This is a genomic window from Mesorhizobium sp. M6A.T.Ce.TU.002.03.1.1, assembly GCF_003997275.1.
In the GTDB taxonomy this organism is placed as follows: domain Bacteria; phylum Pseudomonadota; class Alphaproteobacteria; order Rhizobiales; family Rhizobiaceae; genus Mesorhizobium; species Mesorhizobium mediterraneum.
Map to the genome: position 1 here is coordinate 14,287 of NZ_RZTI01000010.1, position 18,104 is coordinate 32,390.

Consider the following 18,104-nt stretch of genomic DNA (forward strand, 5'->3'; position numbering starts at 1 on the left):
GCCAGAAAGCCGGTGGTTTTTCGCGGAGACATCATTGATGCCGGACTATGACGTGCTTTGTATCGGTAATGCCATCGTCGACATCATCGCCCAGTGCGACGAGGCGTTCCTGGAGACGAACGGCATCATCAAGGGCGCGATGAACCTGATCGACACGAGGCGCGCCGAACTGCTCTACAGCCGGATGGGCCCGGCCATCGAAGCCTCGGGCGGCAGCGCCGGCAACACGGCAGCGGGCGTCGCGAGCTTCGGCGGGCGCGCCGCCTTCTTCGGCAAGGTCTCGAACGACGTGCTCGGCGAAATCTACGCGCACGACATGCACGCCCAGGGCGTCGCCTTCGACACCAAGCCGCTCAACGGCGAGCCGCCGACGGCGCGCTCGATGATCTTCGTCACGCCGGACGGCGAGCGCTCGATGAACACCTATCTCGGCGCCTGCGTTGAGCTGGGCCCGGAGGATGTCGAAGCCGACAAGGCGTCGGGCGCCGCCGTCACCTATTTCGAGGGCTATCTGTGGGACCCGCCGCGCGCCAAGGAAGCGTTCCGGCAGACGGCGAAGCTCGCCCATGCCGCCAGCCGCCAAGTGTCGATGACGCTGTCGGATTCGTTCTGCGTCGACCGCTACCGCGACGAGTTTCTGGACCTGATGCGCTCGGGCACCGTCGACATCGTCTTTGCCAACAGCCATGAGATCAAGGCGCTCTACCAGACCGCCTCGTTCGACGAGGCGTTGGCCCAAATCCGCAAGGACTGCAAGATAGCTGCCGTCACCCGCTCGGAAATGGGCTCGGTCATCGTGCGCGGCGACGAGACCGTCACCGTCGATGCAACCAAGATCCGGGAACTGGTCGACACCACCGGCGCCGGCGACCTCTATGCCGCCGGGTTCCTCTATGGCTACACGCAAGGTCGCAGCCTGAAGGAGTGCGGCAATCTCGGCTCGCTGGCAGCCGGACTGGTCATCCAGCAGATCGGCCCAAGGCCCCGGCAGAATTTGCGCCACGAGGCTGAGCAGGCAGGGTTGATTTAGTGGCACCTCTCCTTCTCCCCTTGTGGGAGAAGGTGGATTGGCGCGCAGCGCCAAGACGGTTGAGGGGTGCTGGGCGGAGTCCTGTCGGTGTCAAGCTGGAACACCCCTCATCCGACCGAGCTTCGCTCGGCCACCTTCTCCCACAAGGGGAGAAGGGAATGCACAGTCGAACCGCAACAATTGAAACACTTCAGTCGAGTTTCGGCATTCATTCGAAACAACCGGGAGCGAAAAACCGCGCCATGGAGCGAACCCGTCGGGACGGCTCCGCGGCCGAGGCCGCTAACCAACTGAAGGATCAGGAAGATGTCTACTCCCGTAACAGTCGACGCTTTCAGCGGCGTCGATCCTGGCGCGTTGACGCCGACGCAGCACGAAAAGCTCTACACCGGCGCGATGGCTCGCGCGCGTCAGGAAAGATCGGCCGTGCCCGCCAAAGGCATGGCGCGCCTGACATCGATGTTCAGGATCGAACGTCGCCTCGCCGGCATCGTCCTGCTGCTGGCCACGATCATCGGGGCCATGGCCGTCACCAACGGCGCCCAGGCCGAAGAAAACAAGTTCAAGATGAAACACAGCATTTCACAGGCGGTGAAGCAGAACTCGGCGATGCCGCAAACGCGCCTCGCCCGTCGCACCCAAACCTTCAGGCCAACAGGCAAACTGCCGTCCCTTGGCGATAAGATCCGCCCCAGGATAAATGCGAAAATCGACTGCGCAGTGATTGGCTGCAAAGCCAAGCCACCGATCCTGAAGCATAAGCGCAAGGATCTGCCTTGCAAGGTGTTCGGATGCAAACCCGGCAAGGACCACGGTAATCACCATGGCCACCACAAGCACGGCTCCTGGTTCTGGGGCGGCGTGACGATCGTCGCGTCCGACCATGGCGCCTGCGGCTATGAATTCTGGAAATGGAAGAAGACCGGCTGGCGCTACTGGCGGCATGCCTATCAGAGCTGCCGCGGCTGGAGATGAGCCGTCCTATTGTTTACTGTCTGGCCCTCCCGGCATGCTGGGAGGGCTTTTCGCCTGCTGTGGACGGAGCGGGACTCCGATCTCCTCACGCCCCCGCCGTGTAGGCGGCAATCGCCGCCATATTCACGATGTCCGAATCCTTGGCGTTGAGCGAGACGATCTGCACCGGCTTGTTGAGGCCGACCAGCAGCGGGCCGATGACGGTCGAGCCGCCGAGTTCCTGCAGCATCTTGGTCGAGATCGAGGCCGAGTGGAAGGCCGGCATGATCAGCACGTTGGCTGGGCCCGTAAGGCGGATGAACGGGTATTGCGCCATGGCGCGCGCATTGAGCGCCACGTCGGCGGCCATCTCGCCGTCATACTCGAAATCGACGCGCCGCTTGTCGAGGATGCGCACCGCTTCCTGGACGCGTTCGGAGCGCTCGCCCTGCGGATGGCCGAAGGTGGAATAGGCGAGCATGGCGAGCCTTGGTTCATAACCCATGCGGCGGGCAAAGCCGGCGGCTTCCTCGGCGATGTCGGCGATCTGCTCGGCATTCGGCATGTCGTGCACGGCGGTGTCGGCGACGATCACGGTTCGGCCCCGCGCCAGCACGATGGAAACACCGATGACGCGGTGGCCGGGCTTGGCGTCGATGACGCGGCGGATGTCGTCGAGTGCGGTCGAATAGTTGCGGGTGACGCCGGTGACGATGCCGTCGGCGTCGCCCAGCGCCACCATACAGGCGGCGAAGTGATTGCGGTCGTTGTTGATCAGGCGCTGGCAATCGCGGAACAGGAAGCCCTTGCGCTGCATGCGCTCGTATAGATAGTCGGTGTAGACGCCGTTGCGGCGCGTCAGCCTGGCGTTGATGATCTCGATGCCTTGCCTGTCGATCTCGATGCCGGCGTTCCTGGCATTCTCCTTGATGATGTCGTCGCGGCCGAGCAGGATGGCGGTGCCGAGCCGCTGGTTCACATAGGAGACGGCGGCGCGCATGACCTGCTCCTCCTCGCCCTCGGCGAAGACGATGCGCTTGGGCTGGCGGCGCACGCGGTCGTAGATGCGCTGCAGGGTCGAGGCGATCGGGTCGCGGCGGGCTGAAAGCTCCTGCGCGTAGCGGTCGAGATCGAGGATCGGCTTGCGGGCGACGCCTGAGTCCATCGCGGCCTTGGCGACGGCGATCGGAATGGCCGAGATCAGCCGCGGGTCGAACGGCACCGGAATGATGTAGTTGGGGCCGAATTTCGGCCGGTTGCCCTGATAGGCGGCGGCAACGTCGTCGGGCACGTCCTGGCGCGCGAGTTCGGCCAGCGCTCGTGCCGCGGCGATCTTCATGTCGTCATTGATGGTGGTGGCGCGTACATCCAGCGCACCGCGGAAGATGTAGGGGAAGCCGAGCACATTGTTGACCTGGTTCGGATAGTCCGAACGCCCCGTCGCCATGATGGCATCGGTGCGGATCTCGGCTACTTCCTCGGGCGTGATCTCCGGATCGGGATTGGCCATGGCGAAGATGATCGGGTTCTTGGCCATCGACTGCACCATCCTGGTGGTCAGCGCGCCCTTGGCGGAGAGGCCGAGGAACACATCGGCGCCGTCCAGCGCCTCGGCCAGCGAGCGCGCGTCGGTCTTGATGGCATGCGCGGACTTCCACTGGTTCATGCCTTCGGTGCGGCCCTGGAAAACGACGCCCTTGGTGTCGCACAGGATGATGTTTTCAGGCGTAAAGCCCATCGCCTTCATCAGCTCGATGCAGGCGATGCCGGCCGCACCCGCCCCGTTGCAGACCATTTTCGTGGTCTGCATGTCGCGGCCGGTGATTTTGAGCGCATTGATCAGGCCGGCGGCCGAGATGATGGCGGTGCCATGCTGGTCGTCGTGGAAGACCGGTATGTCCATCAATTCGCGCAGCCGTTGCTCGATGATGAAGCATTCCGGCGCCTTGATGTCCTCGAGGTTGATGCCGCCGAAGGAGGGCCCAAGGAAACGCACGCAGTTGATGAACTCGTCGGCATCCTCGGTGTCGACTTCGAGATCGATGGAATCGACATCGGCGAAGCGCTTGAACAGAACCGCCTTGCCTTCCATCACCGGCTTCGAGGCCAGCGCGCCGAGGTTGCCGAGGCCGAGAATGGCGGTGCCGTTTGAGATGACGGCGACCATGTTGCCGCGCGCCGTATAGTCGAAGGCGCGGCTGGGGTCCTCGGCGATGGCGAGGACGGGAACCGCGACGCCCGGCGAATAGGCGAGGCTGAGGTCGCGCTGGGTGGCCATCGGCTTGGTGGCGACGATCTCCAGCTTGCCGGGGCGGCCCATGGCGTGGAATTCCAGCGCCTCCTGCGCGCTGACGGAAGGGCCGTTGCTTTCGGTTTTCCTGGCCATGATGCTTTCGATTTCCTCGCCCGTGCGGCACCTCGTTGAGACGGGTGCAATGCTTTCTTTTGTGGAACGTTCGGGATTAAGGCTACACTTCGCCGCTGTAAACCGCCAAGCAGATGGCTTGGGAAATTTTGGAAGCAGCTTCTTGAACGACGAAACGCCCATTCGCAGCGACAGCGCTACGCCGGCCTTTGCGCCGGCGACGCCGATGATGGAGCAGTATATCGAGATCAAGGCGGCGAATCCGGACTCGCTGCTGTTCTACCGCATGGGCGATTTCTACGAGCTGTTCTTCGACGACGCCGAGAAGGCGAGCCGGGCGCTCGGCATCGTCTTGACCAAGCGCGGCAAGCACCAGGGGCTCGACATCCCGATGTGCGGCGTGCCGGTGCATGCCGCCGACGATTACCTGCAGAAGCTGATCGGACAAGGGTTCCGCGTCGCCGTCTGCGAGCAGATCGAGGATCCGGCCGAGGCGAAGAAGCGCGGCGGTAAGTCGGTGGTGCGCCGCGACGTGGTGCGGCTGGTGACGCCCGGCACCATCACCGAGGACAAATTGCTGGCGCCGTCGGAATCGAGTTTCCTGATGGCGCTTGGCCGGGTCAAGGGCGGAGCGGAGCCAAGAGGCGGGGAGCGCGGCAGCGCGACAGGGAACCAAGGAAGTTTTGCGCTGGCCTGGATCGAGATCTCGACTGGTGCCTTCCGCGTTGCCGAGACCACCGCCGACCGGCTGCTCGCCGATGTCTTTCGCGTCGACCCACGCGAGCTGATCGTCGCCGAGCCGGTGTTTTACGATCCCGAGCTGAAACCGGTGTTCGATGTGCTCGGCCGCGTCGCTAATCCGCAGCCGCCGAGCCTGTTCGACTCGGCGTCGGCCGCCGGCCGCATCGCCCGTTTCTTCGAAGTGGCGACGCCGGACAGTTTCGGCACGTTTTCGCGCGCCGAACTGTCGGCGATCTCGGGTGTGATCGCCTATGTCGAGAAGACGCAGAAGGCCGAGCGGCCGCCACTGTCGCGGCCCGAGCGCGAGGAGCAGGGCTCGACGCTGTTCATCGACCCGGCGACACGCGCCAATCTGGAACTGCTGCGCACCTTGTCCGGCAGCCGCGAAGGCTCGCTGTTCAAGGCGATCGACCGCACGGTGACCGGTGGCGGCGCAAGGCTGCTCGCCGACCGGCTGATGGCGCCGCTGACCGACCCGGCGGCGATCGGCGCGAGGCTGGACTCGGTGTCGTTCTTCCGCTCCGAGACGCGGCTGTGCCAAGCGGTGCGGACGAGCCTGAAGAGCGTCGCCGACATGCCGCGCGCGCTTTCCCGGCTGGCGCTCAACCGCGGCGGCCCGCGCGATCTCGGCGCGCTGCGTGCGGGGTTCGAGGCAGCCGGTGCTATCGCCGAACTGTTTGGGGCGACTACCCTTCCACAAGAACTGGCGGCGGCGCTGGCGGCGATCGAGGCGCTGCCACGCCCGCTGGTCGAGCATCTGACGCAGGCGCTCGGCGACGAGTTGCCGCTGCTCAAGCGCGACGGCGGCTTCGTCCGCGGCGGCTATCACGCCGAACTCGACGAGATGCGGGCACTGCGCGACGAATCGCGCAAGGTGATCGCCGGGCTGGAGCGCTCGCTGATCGACGAGACCGGCATCCGCTCGCTAAAGATCCGGCACAACAATGTGCTCGGCTACTATATCGAGGTCACCGCCAACCACCATGCGATCATGACCGGCAGCGACGGGGCGAAGGCGCGCTTCATCCATCGCCAGACCATGGCCAATGCCATGCGCTTCACCACGACGGAACTGGCCGAGCTGGAATCGAAGATCGCCAATGCCGCCGACCGGGCACTGGCGATCGAGCTTGCCGCCTTCGAAACGCTGACGGCGGAAGCGGTCGGCCAGGCGGACGCGATCCGCGCCGGCGCCGAAGCGCTCGCCGTGCTCGACGTGTCGGCAGCCCTCGCCCTGCTGTCCGAAAGCGAGGCCTGGTGCCGGCCGCTGGTGGATGCGAGCCTCGCCTTCGCGATTTCGGGCGGGCGACATCCGGTGGTGGAACAGTCGCTGCGGCGTTCGGGCGAAGGACCGTTTGTCGCCAACGATTGCGATCTGTCGCCGGAAGGTGACGCCAAAAACGGCGCGATATGGCTGCTGACCGGCCCCAATATGGGCGGCAAATCGACCTTCCTCAGGCAGAACGCGCTGATCGCCATCCTCGCCCAGACCGGCTCCTTCGTGCCGGCGGCATCAGCTCACATCGGCGTCGTCGACCGGCTGTTTTCGCGTGTCGGCGCCTCGGACGATCTGGCGCGCGGCCGCTCGACCTTCATGGTCGAGATGGTCGAGACGGCGGCGATCCTCAACCAGGCCGGCGAACGCGCGCTGGTGATCCTGGATGAAATCGGCCGCGGCACCGCGACCTTCGACGGCCTGTCGATCGCCTGGGCGGCGGTCGAGTATCTGCACGAGAAGAACCGCTGCCGGGCGATCTTCGCCACCCATTTCCACGAGATGACGGCGCTGGCCGGCAAACTCGCTCGACTGCACAACGTCACCATGCGCGTCAAGGAATGGGAGGGCGACGTGGTCTTCCTGCACGAGGTCGGCAAGGGTGCCGCCGACCGCTCCTATGGCGTGCAGGTGGCGCGACTGGCCGGCCTGCCGGAAGCGGTGGTCGGGCGGGCCAGGGAAGTGCTGCACCAGCTTGAAGCGGGCGAGGTTTCAGGCAAGGCAAACCGGCTGGTCGACGATCTGCCGCTGTTTTCGGTGGCGGTGAGGCGGGAAGCGCAAAAGCCGGTGAAGGACGATGCACTCGGTGCCGCGCTCGGTGCGATCAACCCCGACGAGATGACGCCGAGGGAGGCGCTTGAGGCGCTTTACAGGCTGAAGGGAATGGCGGGGAAGTAGTTGGGCCTCGTCCGATAGCGCTCTACGGCGCCCCCCTCTGTCCTGCCGGACATCTCCCCCACTTGGGGGGAGATTGGCAGCTTCGCAGACAGCATCTTCTCTCTAGCGTTGGAGATTGGCGAACGCGATGGTGATAGCGAATCTCCCCACCTGTGGGGGAGATGTCCGGCAGGACAGAGGGGACGCGAAGGAACGCGGCCTTAGTTTTATTTCCCGCTATTCCTCAAATCATCTGCAGCCCGCGCTTGCGCGTCGGTGGTGGGAAGGCGCGGTCGATTTCTGCGAAATCTTCCGAGGTGAGCTCGATGTCCAACGCAGCGACATTCTGGCGGACATGCTCTTGTTTGCCGGCTTTCGGAATGGCGATGACACCTGGCTGTGCCATCAACCAGGCCAGCGCCAGCTGAGCCGGCGTGGCGTCGTGGCGGACGGCGATGGCTTCGAGCTTGGCATTGCGAGCCAATACGCCCTGATCGACCGGCGAATAGGCCATCAGCGGAATGCCGCGCTGCCGGCTCCATGGCGCAAGGTCGAATTCGGGGCCGCGCTGAGACAGATTGTAGAGGATCTGGTTGCTCTGGACGTTGCCGCCGCCCGGCAGGCTGACCAGTTCCTCCATCTCGTGGGTGTCGAAATTGCTGACGCCCCAGTGGCGAATCTTGCCGGCCTTTTTCAACGCCTCGAAGGCCTCGACCGTTTCCGTCAGCGGCACGCTGCCGGGCCAATGCAGCAGATAAAGATCGATACGGTCGGTGCGCAGATGCCTGAGGCTTTTCTCGCAGGCCGCCGGCACGCCGGTGCGCGAGGCGTTGGACGGCAGCACCTTGGAGACCAGGAACACCTCGTCGCGGCGCCCGGCAATGGCATCCGCCACCACCTCCTCGGCCCCGCCGCTGGCATACATTTCGGCGGTGTCGATCAGCGTCATGCCGAGATCGAGCCCAAGCTTCAGCGCGTTGACCTCATCGGCATGGCGGCTGAAATCGTCGCCCATCTTCCACGTGCCTTGACCCAGCACGGGAACGGCTTCGCCCGAGGGCAATGTGGTGGTTCTTATCGTTGACGGCATGGCGCGCTCCAGTCGGGCCCGATGGCAGCACAGCCTTCGGGAGAAATCCAGATGAAAGTCCTTCCCTGGATTTCCTCCGGACTGATTTGGTGCCTACTTCACAGGGTGGGCGGCGAGCCAATCCTGCATCTGCTTGATCTCGGCTTCCTGCGCGGCGATCACCGCTTCGGCCAGCTTGCGCATTTCCGGATCCTTGCCATTGGCGAGCTCGACCTTGGCCATGTCGATCGCGGCCTGGTGATGCGGGATCATGCTGCGGGCGAAATCGATATCGGCATTGCCGGAATGCTCGATCGCCATCATGGCGGTGTGCATCTTGTCCATCGCCGCCTTGTAGCCGTCGGTTGAGGGGCTTTGCGCGCTCATCGCCCCCATGTCGTGTTTCATCTCCTGGGCTTGCGAGGGAATGCTTTCGAGGAAAACGGCAAGCAGCATTCCCGCCGCCATCAGCAGCAGCACGATCTTCTTGGCCAAGGTCATTCATGATCTCCTTTTTGAACGAATTCCTATCTGGGGATTTCGCTCAGAGTTTCAACGTCCTGAGCCGCAACGCGTTGGTGATGACCGAAACCGAGGACAGGCTCATCGCCGCCGCCGCCAGCATCGGCGACAAAAGCGAGCCGGTGAGCGGATAGAGCACGCCGGCGGCGACCGGCACCCCAAGCACGTTGTAGAGGAAGGCGAAGAACAGGTTCTGGCGGATGTTGCGGATCGTCGCCTGGGCGAGCGTGCGGGCCCGGACGATGCCGTTGAGATCGCCCTTGACCAGCGTGATCCCAGCGCTTTCGACCGCGACATCGGCACCGGTTCCCATGGCGATGCCGACATCGGCAGCGGCCAGCGCCGGCGCGTCGTTGACGCCGTCACCGGCCATGGCGACGCCGGCGCCCCTGGCGCGCAACTCCTCGACCAGCGCGCTCTTCTGTTCCGGCAGCAGGCCGGCACGCACCTCGTCGATGCCGAGTTTGCTGGCGATGGCTTTCGCCGTGCGTTCGTTGTCGCCGGTCGCCATGATGATCCTCAGGCCGCGGTCGTGCAGCGCCTTGATCGCCTCTGATGTCGTCGCCTTGATCGGGTCGGCGACGGCGACGATGCCAGCCAGTTTGTTGCCGACGGCGACGAACATCGCGGTCTTGCCCTCTGCCTGCAGCGTCTCGGCGCTGGTCGAGACGGATGCGATATCGATGCCGAGATCGGCCATCATCGCGGCGTTGCCGAGCGCGACCTTCTTTCCCGACACCGTGCCGGAAACGCCCTTGCCGGTGACCGCCTCGAAACCGCCGGCGTCGGGGATCTCCACCCCGCGTTCACGGGCACCTTCGACGATTGCCTCGGCCAGCGGGTGCTCCGAGCCTTTTTCCAGGCCGGCGGCGAGTGCGAGGAGATCATCTTCCGTCACGCCCTCGGCAGCGACGACGTCGGTCAATCTCGGCCGGCCTTCGGTCAATGTGCCGGTCTTGTCGACGATCAGCGTGTCGACCGAGGCAAAGCGTTCGAGCGCCTCCGCGTCCTTGATCAGCACTCCGGCATGCGCGCCGCGCCCTGTGGCGGTCATGATCGACATCGGCGTGGCAAGCCCCAGCGCGCAAGGACAGGCGATGATCAGCACCGAGACCGCCGAGACGATGGCAAAGATCAGGCTGGGTTGCGGCCCGAAGATCGCCCAGGCGACGAACGCAACGATCGCAACCACCACGACGGCCGGGACAAAATAGAAGGAGACGCGGTCGGCCAGACCCTGGATCGGCGCACGCGAACGCTGCGCCTTGGCGACGAGTTCGACGATCCGTGCCAGCGTGGTCTCGGCGCCGATCCTCTCGGCGCGCATGATCAGCGAACCGTTCTTGTTGAGCGTGCCGCCGGTGACGGGGGCGCCTTCAGTCTTTTCGACCGGCAGCGGCTCGCCTGATAGCATCGATTCGTCGATGGAAGAGCGGCCTTCCAGCACGATGCCATCGACCGGCACGGCGTCGCCGGGACGGATGCGCAGGCGATCGCCGACCTTGACCGTGTCGAGCGGCACGTCGTTTTCGGAACCGTCCCCGCTGATCAGCCGCGCGCTCTTTGGCGCAAGGTCGAGCAGCGCGCGGATCGCCGAACCGGTTTTTTCACGGGCGCGCAATTCCAGCACCTGGCCGAGAAAAACCAGCGCCACGATGACGGCGGCCGCCTCGAAATAAACCGGAACCGTGCCCTCATGACCGCGGAACTGGTGCGGAAATATATCCGGGAACAGCGTGGCGACGACGCTGTAGAGATAGGCGGCACCAACACCGAGCGAGATCAGCGTCCACATGTTGGGACTGCGGTTGAGAATCGAATCCCAACCGCGATGGAAGAAGGGAAAGGCGGCCCACAGCACAACCGGGCTCGCAAGCGCCAGTTCCACCCAGACCTTCGCCGAATCCTCGATAAAAGCGCTAAACGTCACGCCGAGCATCGGCGCCATGGCGAATATCAGCAATGGCACGGACAACACGGCACTCACCCAGAAGCGTCTGGTGAAATCGACCAGTTCCGGGTTCGGCCCCTCATCGCCGGTCGGTACGCCCATCGGCTCCAGCGCCATGCCGCAGATCGGGCAGGCGCCTGGCTTGTCGCGGACGATTTCGGGATGCATCGGGCAGGTATATTGCGTGCCTTTCGGCATCGCCTGAGGCTCTGGCTTGTCGCCAAGATACTTTGCCGGCTCCGCCTCGAATTTCACCTTGCAACCGGCCGAGCAAAAATAGAAGCCCTGGCCTTCATGCCGGGAAAAGTGCTTCGCGGTGGCACGGTCGACACGCATGCCGCAGACCGGGTCGGTGGCCGTAAGGTACTTTTCCGGCTCGGCCGCGAATTTCGAACGGCAGCTCTCGCTGCAGAAATGATAGCGATGGCCGCCATGCTCGGCTGTCGGCTTGCCGGCGGCCGGATCGACGGTCATGCCGCAGACCGGATCGCGAATGACCGCGTCGGCGATGGACGGAGCAGCTTTCGCCGAGCAGCAGCCGCTATGCGCGTGATGGTCGTGGTCGGAATGGGTCATGCGGAGAGGCCTCTCTGTCTCGATCTTGAAACGGAGGTAATGCTTCCAGTGACTGGAAGGTCAAGGGCCAATTTCAACCTTTCGTGCCGTGGTGTATGCCGGATGGGCCTGGGTCGGAAAATCCCGCACCCAACCGCATCCATATGCTATGGACGCCACCACTCTTGGCTAACCGCATCGACGCCGTTCAAATGAAATGCCTGGTCATCAATCTCGATCGGTCCCGCGACAGGCTCGCCCATATGACGGCCGAGTTTGCCGGTCTCGGCGTTCAGTTCGAACGGGTTGCAGCGATCGACGCGCAGGATCGGCCGGACCTCGCCCGCATGCCGCTGCGTGTCAAGCGCAAGTCATTGCTGCGCCTGGCCGACGCCGAGATCGCTTGTCTCCTCAGCCATAAAGCCTGCTGGGCGATCATCGCGGCCGGCGACGATGCCTACGGTGCCGTCTTCGAGGACGACATCGTCTTTTCCGCAAAAGCCGGCGCATTGCTTGCCGATACCGGCTGGATTCCGGCCGATGCCGATATCGTCAAGCTGGAGACGTTCTTCAAGAAAACCACGATCGCGCGCAAACACGTCTCTGCAGGCCGCGGCTTTTTCGTGTCCAGGCTTCACAGGATCCACATCGGGACAGCCGGCTATGTAGTTTCAAGGCAGGCCGCGCACGACCTCATCAATGCCACCGAGGATATCGGTATTCCGGTCGATCACGTCGTCTTCAATCCGCGCTTGGCAACATCGTCCAGCAAGACCATCTATCAGCTTGTTCCAGCGCTGTGCGTCCAGGACCAGTTCCTGGGCGACAAGGCGATCGGGCTGCCAAGCCTGCTCAAATCGGAGCGGAGCGACCAGTGGGCTGCAATCGGCATGGTCAAAAGACACAAGAAGACGGGAGCCAACAAGATCAAGTCCGAGGTCAAGCGGATCGTGCAGCAGATTTTCGACCTCTGCCGGCTGCGGCAGGAGACGATCATCCCGTTCGACTACCGTGGAGAGCGTGTCCGTCCGCCCCATACCCAGCGCCGCGAAAACGCGCTATAGACGCCGCCGAAACGGCGAGGCCGATCTGCGCACATGGCAAGAATCTCTCTAAAGCTCGATGAACTGATCGACGGCGAAGCCTTGCGCCGCGAGATGACCGCGCTGACTGCGGCCACGGCAGGCGACGGCTCCGGCAAAACTGCGCGCGCCGGTGTTCTCCAGCTTCTCAAGGGCAGGCTGGCAGCCGGCCGCGCCGTCGCCGAACGCATGCTGATGGACGATGGCAGCGGCACCGCCTGCGCCGCCCGGCTGTCGCATCTCATGGACGAAATCATCCGCGCGCTCTACGATTTCGCCGCCACCCATGTCTATCGCGTCAAAAACCCGTCATCGGCCGAACGCATGGCCGTCGTCGCGGTCGGCGGCTATGGCCGCGGCACGCTGGCGCCGGGATCCGACATCGATCTCCTCTTCCTGCTGCCCTACAAGCAGACGCCATGGGGCGAGCAGATCGTTGAATACATGCTCTACATGCTATGGGATCTGGGGCTGAAGGTCGGCCACGCCACCCGCAACATCGACGAATGCCTGCGGCAGTCGCGCACCGACATCACCATCCGCACCTCGATCCTGGAAGCGCGTTTCCTGTGGGGCGAGCAGAAGCTCTATGACGAGCTCCTGCAGCGTTTCGACCGCGAGGTGGTGCGCACAACCGGGCCCGAATATGTGCAGGCCAAGCTTGCCGAACGCGACGAACGCCACGCCAAGGCCGGCGAAAGCCGCTATTTGGTCGAACCCAACGTCAAGGACGGCAAGGGCGGCCTGCGCGACCTGCAGACGCTGTTCTGGATCGGCAAATACTTCTACCGGGTGCGCACCGGCGAGGAGCTGGTCGACAAGGGCGTCTTCACCGACGGCGAATACAGGGAATTCCAGAAGGCCGAGGATTTCCTGTGGGCAGTGCGCTGCCACATGCATTTCCTAACCGGCAAGGCCGAGGAACGGCTGCATTTCGACATCCAGCGCGAGATCGCCGAACGGCTGGGCTACACCACGCATCCGGGCCTGTCGGCGGTCGAGCGCTTCATGAAGCACTACTTCCTCGTCGCCAAGGATGTCGGGGATCTCACCCGCATCTTCTGCGCTGCGCTCGAGGAAGAGCAGGCCAAGCATGTGCCGGGCTTCAACCGTATCTTCCTCACCTTCTCGCGCCGCAAGCGCAAGCTTGCCGGCACGTCCGATTTCATTATCGACAACCATCGCATCAACATCGCCGACGACCAGGTGTTCGAGCGCGACCCGGTCAATCTCTTGAGGCTGTTCTGGTTCGCCGACAAGCATGGGCTCGAATTCCACCCCGATGCACTGAAGCTTTTGACCCGTTCGCTCGGCCTCGTCGGCAAGGCACTCAGGCGCGACGAGGAAGCCAATCGGCTGTTCCTCGACATATTGACGTCGGACCGCAATGCCGAACTCAACCTCAGGCGCATGAACGAAGCGGGACTGCTTGGAAAGCTGATCCCGGATTTCGGCAAGATCGTCGCCATGATGCAGTTCTCGATGTATCACCACTATACGGTGGACGAGCACCTCATCCGCTGTATCGGCGTGCTGGCCGAGATCGAGCGCGGCGACGGCGAGAAGGTCCATCCGCTTTCGCATTCGCTGATGCCGGGGCTGAAGAAGAGCCGCGAGGCGCTCTATGTCGCGGTGCTTTTGCACGATATCGCCAAAGGGCGGCCGGAGGACCATTCCGAAGGGGGCGCCAGGATCGCGCGGCGGATCTGCCCGCATATGGGGCTCTCGGCCGCCGACACCGAAACGGTCGCCTGGCTGGTCGAGAACCATCTCGTCATGTCCATGACGGCACAGACCCGCGATCTCAACGATCGCAAGACGATCGAGGATTTCGCCGCGATCGTGCAGTCGGTCGAACGGCTGAAGCTGCTGCTCATCCTCACCGTCTGCGATATCAGAGGCGTCGGGCCGGGCGTCTGGAACGGCTGGAAGGGGCAGTTGCTGCGCACGCTTTACTACGAGACCGAGCTGCTGTTGACCGGCGGATTTTCGGAAGTGTCGCGCGCCAAGCGGACGGCGGTGGCACGCGAGCTGCTGGCCGAGGCGCTCGCCGATTGGCCGGAAAAGGCCCGCAAGCGCTATGTCGGCAAGCATTACGAGAATTATCTGCTGACGGTCGACCTCGCCGACCAGCTTCGCCACGCCGAATTCATCCGCGAGGCGGATGCGGCGGGCAAGAAGCTCGCCACCATGATCAAGACCCACCAGTTCGAGGCGGTGACCGAGATCACCGTGCTGGCGCAAGACCATCCCCGCCTGCTTTCGGTCATTGCCGGCGCCTGTGTGGCGGCTGGCGGCAACATCGTCGATGCGCAGATCTTCACCACCTCAGATGGCCGCGCGCTGGACACTATCCTGATCTCGAGGGAGTTCGACCGCGACGAGGACGAGCGCCGCCGCGCCGAACGCGTCGGCCGCCTGATTGAGGACGTGCTGTCGGGCAAGAGCTGGCTGCCTGAGATGATCGAAAAGCGGACCAAGCCGCGGCGTGGCGCCAAGGTGTTCCGCATCCAGCCACGCGCTGAAATCCGTAACACGCTGTCGAACCGGTTCTCGGTGATCGAGGTCGAGGGGCTGGATCGGCCGGGCCTGCTGTCGGAGATCACCGGGGCGCTGTCCGACCTGTCGCTCGATATCGCGTCGGCGCACATCACCACCTTCGGCGAAAAGGTCATCGACACGTTCTATGTCACAGATCTCACCGGCCAGAAGATCGACAGCCCAACGCGCACGACCGCCATTCACAACAGGCTGATCGCGGCCCTCGAAGGCACCGTGCCGGAGCGCGGCGGCAAGGCCAAGGCCGCCGCCGAGTGAACGCCGGCCTCGATTTTTCCCCATCACGCAGGCACTCTCCGCACAAATGAGCCTTGTCAAGAAATTCGCGACGGTCGCTTCCGGCACGCTGATGAGCCGCGCCCTCGGTTTCTGCCGTGAAATGCTGATGGCGGCCGCCCTCGGCACCGGGCCGATCGCCGACGCCTTCAACGCCGCCTTCCAGTTTCCCAACACCTTTCGCCGGCTGTTTGCCGAAGGCGCCTTCAACGCCGCCTTCGTGCCGCTCTTCGCCAAGGAAATCGAGACGCACGGCACCGATGGCGCCAAGCGCTTCTCCGAAGAGGTGTTCGGCGTGCTGTTCACGGCGCTGCTGGCGCTGACCATCGCCATGGAACTGGCGATGCCGCTGATCGTGCGCTACCTGGTGGCGCCGGGCTTTGCCGACACGCCGGGAAAGTTCGAGATGACGGTCGGACTTGCGACCATCATGTTTCCCTACCTGATCTGCATGTCGCTCGGCGCCATGATGGCCGGCATGCTGAATTCGCTGCGCCGCTATTTCGCCGCCGCGGTGGCGCCAGTGTTCCTCAACATTATCCTGATCGGCGTGCTTGCCTATGCCTGGCACAAGGGATCGGACGCGCGCACCGTCGGCTTCGCGCTGGCCTGGGGCGTGCTGGCGGCGGGACTGGTGCAACTGGCGATCGTATGGGTGGCGGTGCGCCATGCCGGCATCTCGATCGGTTTCCGCCGGCCAAAGATGACGCCGAACGTCAAGCGGCTGCTGATCCTGGCGCTGCCGGCGGCGATCACCGGCGGTATCACCCAGATCAACCAGCTGATCGGCACGGCGATCGCCTCGGCGCAGGACAGCGCGGTGTCGTCGCTCGCTTACGCCGATCGCATCTATCAGCTGCCGCTTGGCGTCGTCGGCGTGGCCGTTGCCATCGTGCTGCTGCCCGAACTGTCGCGGGCGCTTAAGTCGGGCAATCTGATCGAGGCGGCCAATCTGCAGAACCGGTCGGTGGAGTTCACCTTGTTCCTGACCTTGCCGGCGGCGGCAGCGCTGCTGGTCATGTCGGAGCCGATCGTGGGGCTGGTCTACGAACGCGGCGCGTTTGCCGCCAACGGCTCGACGCCGATCGTGGCGGCGATCCTGGCGATCTTCGGCCTGGGCTTGCCGGCCTTCGTGCTGATCAAGGCGTTCACCCCAGGCTATTTCGCCCGCGAGGACACGCGCACGCCGATGATCTTCGCCGCCATCTCGGTGGCGGTGAACGTCACCACCGCGCTGACGCTGTTTCCGTCGATGGGCGCGCCGGGCATCGCGGTTGCTTCGGCCGTCGCCGGCTGGGTCAATGCGCTGATGTTGCTCGGCGTGCTGATCCGGCGCGGCCATTGGGGCCGCGACGTGCCACTCATGAGACGTATCCCACGGCTGGTGCTGTCAGCGGCGGTGATGGGGGCGGCGCTGTATTTTGCCGAGCACTGGTTTGCCGCCTGGCTTGCCTCGGGCTCGCCGCTGGTCATCAAGGCTACGACGCTTCTTGCGCTGGTAGCCGGCGGGGCGTTGCTTTATTTCGTCACCGCCTTCGCCACCGGCGGCGCCGACTTCGGCATGATCCGGCGCAATATCAGGCGAGGAGCGGCGAAGGCAACGCCTGTCCCAAAATCCGAACTGGACGAATAATCCGCAGACTCTGAGCGCGGCGCCGGTCTTGATCGGATCGCCGCCTTCGTCCATAAGCGCGCCGTCGAAAGACTTTCGCCGCGCGCGAAACGGCCCTCCACAAGCCATGAGGACATCATGACCGCCTTCAAACCGCTCGTCTTTTCCGGCGTCCAGCCGACCGGCAATCTGCACCTCGGCAACTATCTCGGCGCCATCAAGAAATTCATCGCCCTGCAGGACACCTCCGATTGCATCTATTGCGTCGTCGACCTGCATTCGCTGACCGCGCAGCTCGTGCATGAGGACCTGGCGGATCAAACGCGTGCGATCACCGCGGCGTTTCTCGCCTCCGGCATCGACCCGAAAAAGCACATCGTCTTCAACCAGTCGCGGGTCATGCAGCACGCCGAGCTCGCCTGGATCTTCAACTGCGTGGCCCGCATCGGCTGGATGAACCGCATGACGCAGTTCAAGGACAAGGCCGGCAAGGACCGCGAGAACGCCTCGCTCGGGCTGCTTGCCTATCCGAGCCTGATGGCTGCCGACATCCTTGTCTACCGTGCCACCCATGTGCCGGTCGGCGATGACCAGAAGCAGCATCTGGAGCTGACACGCGACATCGCGCAAAAATTCAACAACGACTTTTCGGACCGCATCGCCGGCCTTGGCGTCGGCATAGAGATGAAGGTCGGCGAAGAGACGGTGAACGGCTATTTCCCGCTGACCGAGCCGATCATCGGCGGACCGGCGGCGCGCATCATGTCGCTGCGCGACGGCTCGAAGAAGATGTCGAAGTCGGACCCGTCGGACCTGTCGCGCATCAATCTGACCGACGATGCCGACACCATCTCGAAGAAAATCCGCAAGGCCAAGACCGACCCCGAGGCGTTGCCCGGGGAATTGGACGGCCTTGCCAGCCGGCCCGAAGCCGAAAACCTCGTCGGCATCTATGCGGGTCTCGCCGAGATATCGAAGGAGGCGGTGCTGAAAGAGTTCGGCGGCCAGCAGTTTTCGGTGTTCAAGCCGGCGTTGGCCGACCTTGCCGTGGAAAAGCTGGCGCCGGTCGCCGGTGAAATGCGCCGCATTTCCGATGACCGTGCCTATGTCGACGCAGTGCTCAGGGATGGCGGCGAGCGCGCGGGACTATTGGCCGAGGCGACGATGAAGACCGTGCGCGACATCATCGGCCTGCTGCAAAGCTGATCTGCGCCCAACATCGCTACATCCGCCGGT

General features: G+C 64.0%; 11 protein-coding genes. 7 read left to right on the plus strand and 4 right to left on the minus strand.

From position 1 onward, the window contains the following. The first annotated feature begins 37 nt into the window (after nt 1-37). Together EOC93_RS05140 and EOC93_RS05145 are read left to right on the plus strand one after the other, a co-directional pair. Complete coding sequence (locus tag EOC93_RS05140) at nt 38-1,030, plus strand: adenosine kinase (protein ID WP_127204045.1); 993 nt, start codon at nt 38-40, stop codon at nt 1,028-1,030. Between the two features lie 306 nt (nt 1,031-1,336). After that, on the plus strand, nt 1,337-2,005 hold the full coding sequence (locus tag EOC93_RS05145; protein ID WP_127204046.1) for a hypothetical protein: 669 nt from the start codon (nt 1,337-1,339) through the stop codon (nt 2,003-2,005). Between the two features lie 85 nt (nt 2,006-2,090). Here EOC93_RS05145 and EOC93_RS05150 read toward each other — a convergent pair whose 3' ends face one another. Next, nucleotides 2,091-4,370, minus strand: a complete 2,280-nt coding sequence (locus EOC93_RS05150; RefSeq protein WP_127204047.1) for an NADP-dependent malic enzyme — start codon at nt 4,368-4,370, stop codon at nt 2,091-2,093. Nucleotides 4,371-4,512: 142 nt separating this feature from the next. Here EOC93_RS05150 and mutS point away from each other — a divergent pair, with 142 nt between their 5' ends. Further along, nucleotides 4,513-7,263 carry a DNA mismatch repair protein MutS gene (gene mutS, locus EOC93_RS05155; RefSeq protein WP_127204048.1) on the plus strand — a complete coding sequence of 917 codons (2,751 nt, stop codon included), beginning with the start codon at nt 4,513-4,515 and terminating at the stop codon, nt 7,261-7,263. 223 nt (nt 7,264-7,486) lie between these two features. Here mutS and EOC93_RS05165 read toward each other — a convergent pair whose 3' ends face one another. From EOC93_RS05165 to EOC93_RS05175, 3 genes are all read right to left on the minus strand, one after another. Then, nucleotides 7,487-8,332: an aldo/keto reductase gene (locus EOC93_RS05165; protein ID WP_127204049.1), complete on the minus strand. Its 846-nt coding sequence runs from the start codon at nt 8,330-8,332 to the stop codon at nt 7,487-7,489. Between the two features lie 93 nt (nt 8,333-8,425). After that, nucleotides 8,426-8,812 carry a DUF305 domain-containing protein gene (locus tag EOC93_RS05170; RefSeq protein ID WP_095483034.1) on the minus strand — a complete coding sequence of 129 codons (387 nt, stop codon included), beginning with the start codon at nt 8,810-8,812 and terminating at the stop codon, nt 8,426-8,428. A 43-nt stretch (nt 8,813-8,855) separates the two neighbouring features. Then, nucleotides 8,856-11,360, minus strand: coding sequence for a heavy metal translocating P-type ATPase (locus EOC93_RS05175; RefSeq protein WP_127204050.1), 2,505 nt, complete (start codon nt 11,358-11,360; stop codon nt 8,856-8,858). Between the two features lie 191 nt (nt 11,361-11,551). Between EOC93_RS05175 and EOC93_RS05180 the strand changes: the two genes are divergently transcribed. From EOC93_RS05180 to trpS, 4 genes are all read left to right on the plus strand, one after another. After that, nucleotides 11,552-12,403, plus strand: a complete 852-nt coding sequence (locus tag EOC93_RS05180; RefSeq protein WP_127204076.1) for a glycosyltransferase family 25 protein — start codon at nt 11,552-11,554, stop codon at nt 12,401-12,403. 33 nt (nt 12,404-12,436) lie between these two features. Continuing rightward, a complete protein-coding gene (locus tag EOC93_RS05185; protein WP_127204051.1) occupies nt 12,437-15,238 on the plus strand; it encodes a [protein-PII] uridylyltransferase in 2,802 nt (933 codons plus the stop codon). Nucleotides 15,239-15,284: 46 nt separating this feature from the next. Further along, nucleotides 15,285-16,889 (plus strand): murein biosynthesis integral membrane protein MurJ, encoded by a 1,605-nt coding sequence (gene murJ / locus EOC93_RS05190; protein WP_127204052.1) that lies wholly within the window; start codon nt 15,285-15,287, stop codon nt 16,887-16,889. A 117-nt stretch (nt 16,890-17,006) separates the two neighbouring features. Further along, on the plus strand, nt 17,007-18,074 hold the full coding sequence (gene trpS / locus EOC93_RS05195; RefSeq protein WP_127204053.1) for a tryptophan--tRNA ligase: 1,068 nt from the start codon (nt 17,007-17,009) through the stop codon (nt 18,072-18,074). Nucleotides 18,075-18,104: the final 30 nt, after the last annotated feature.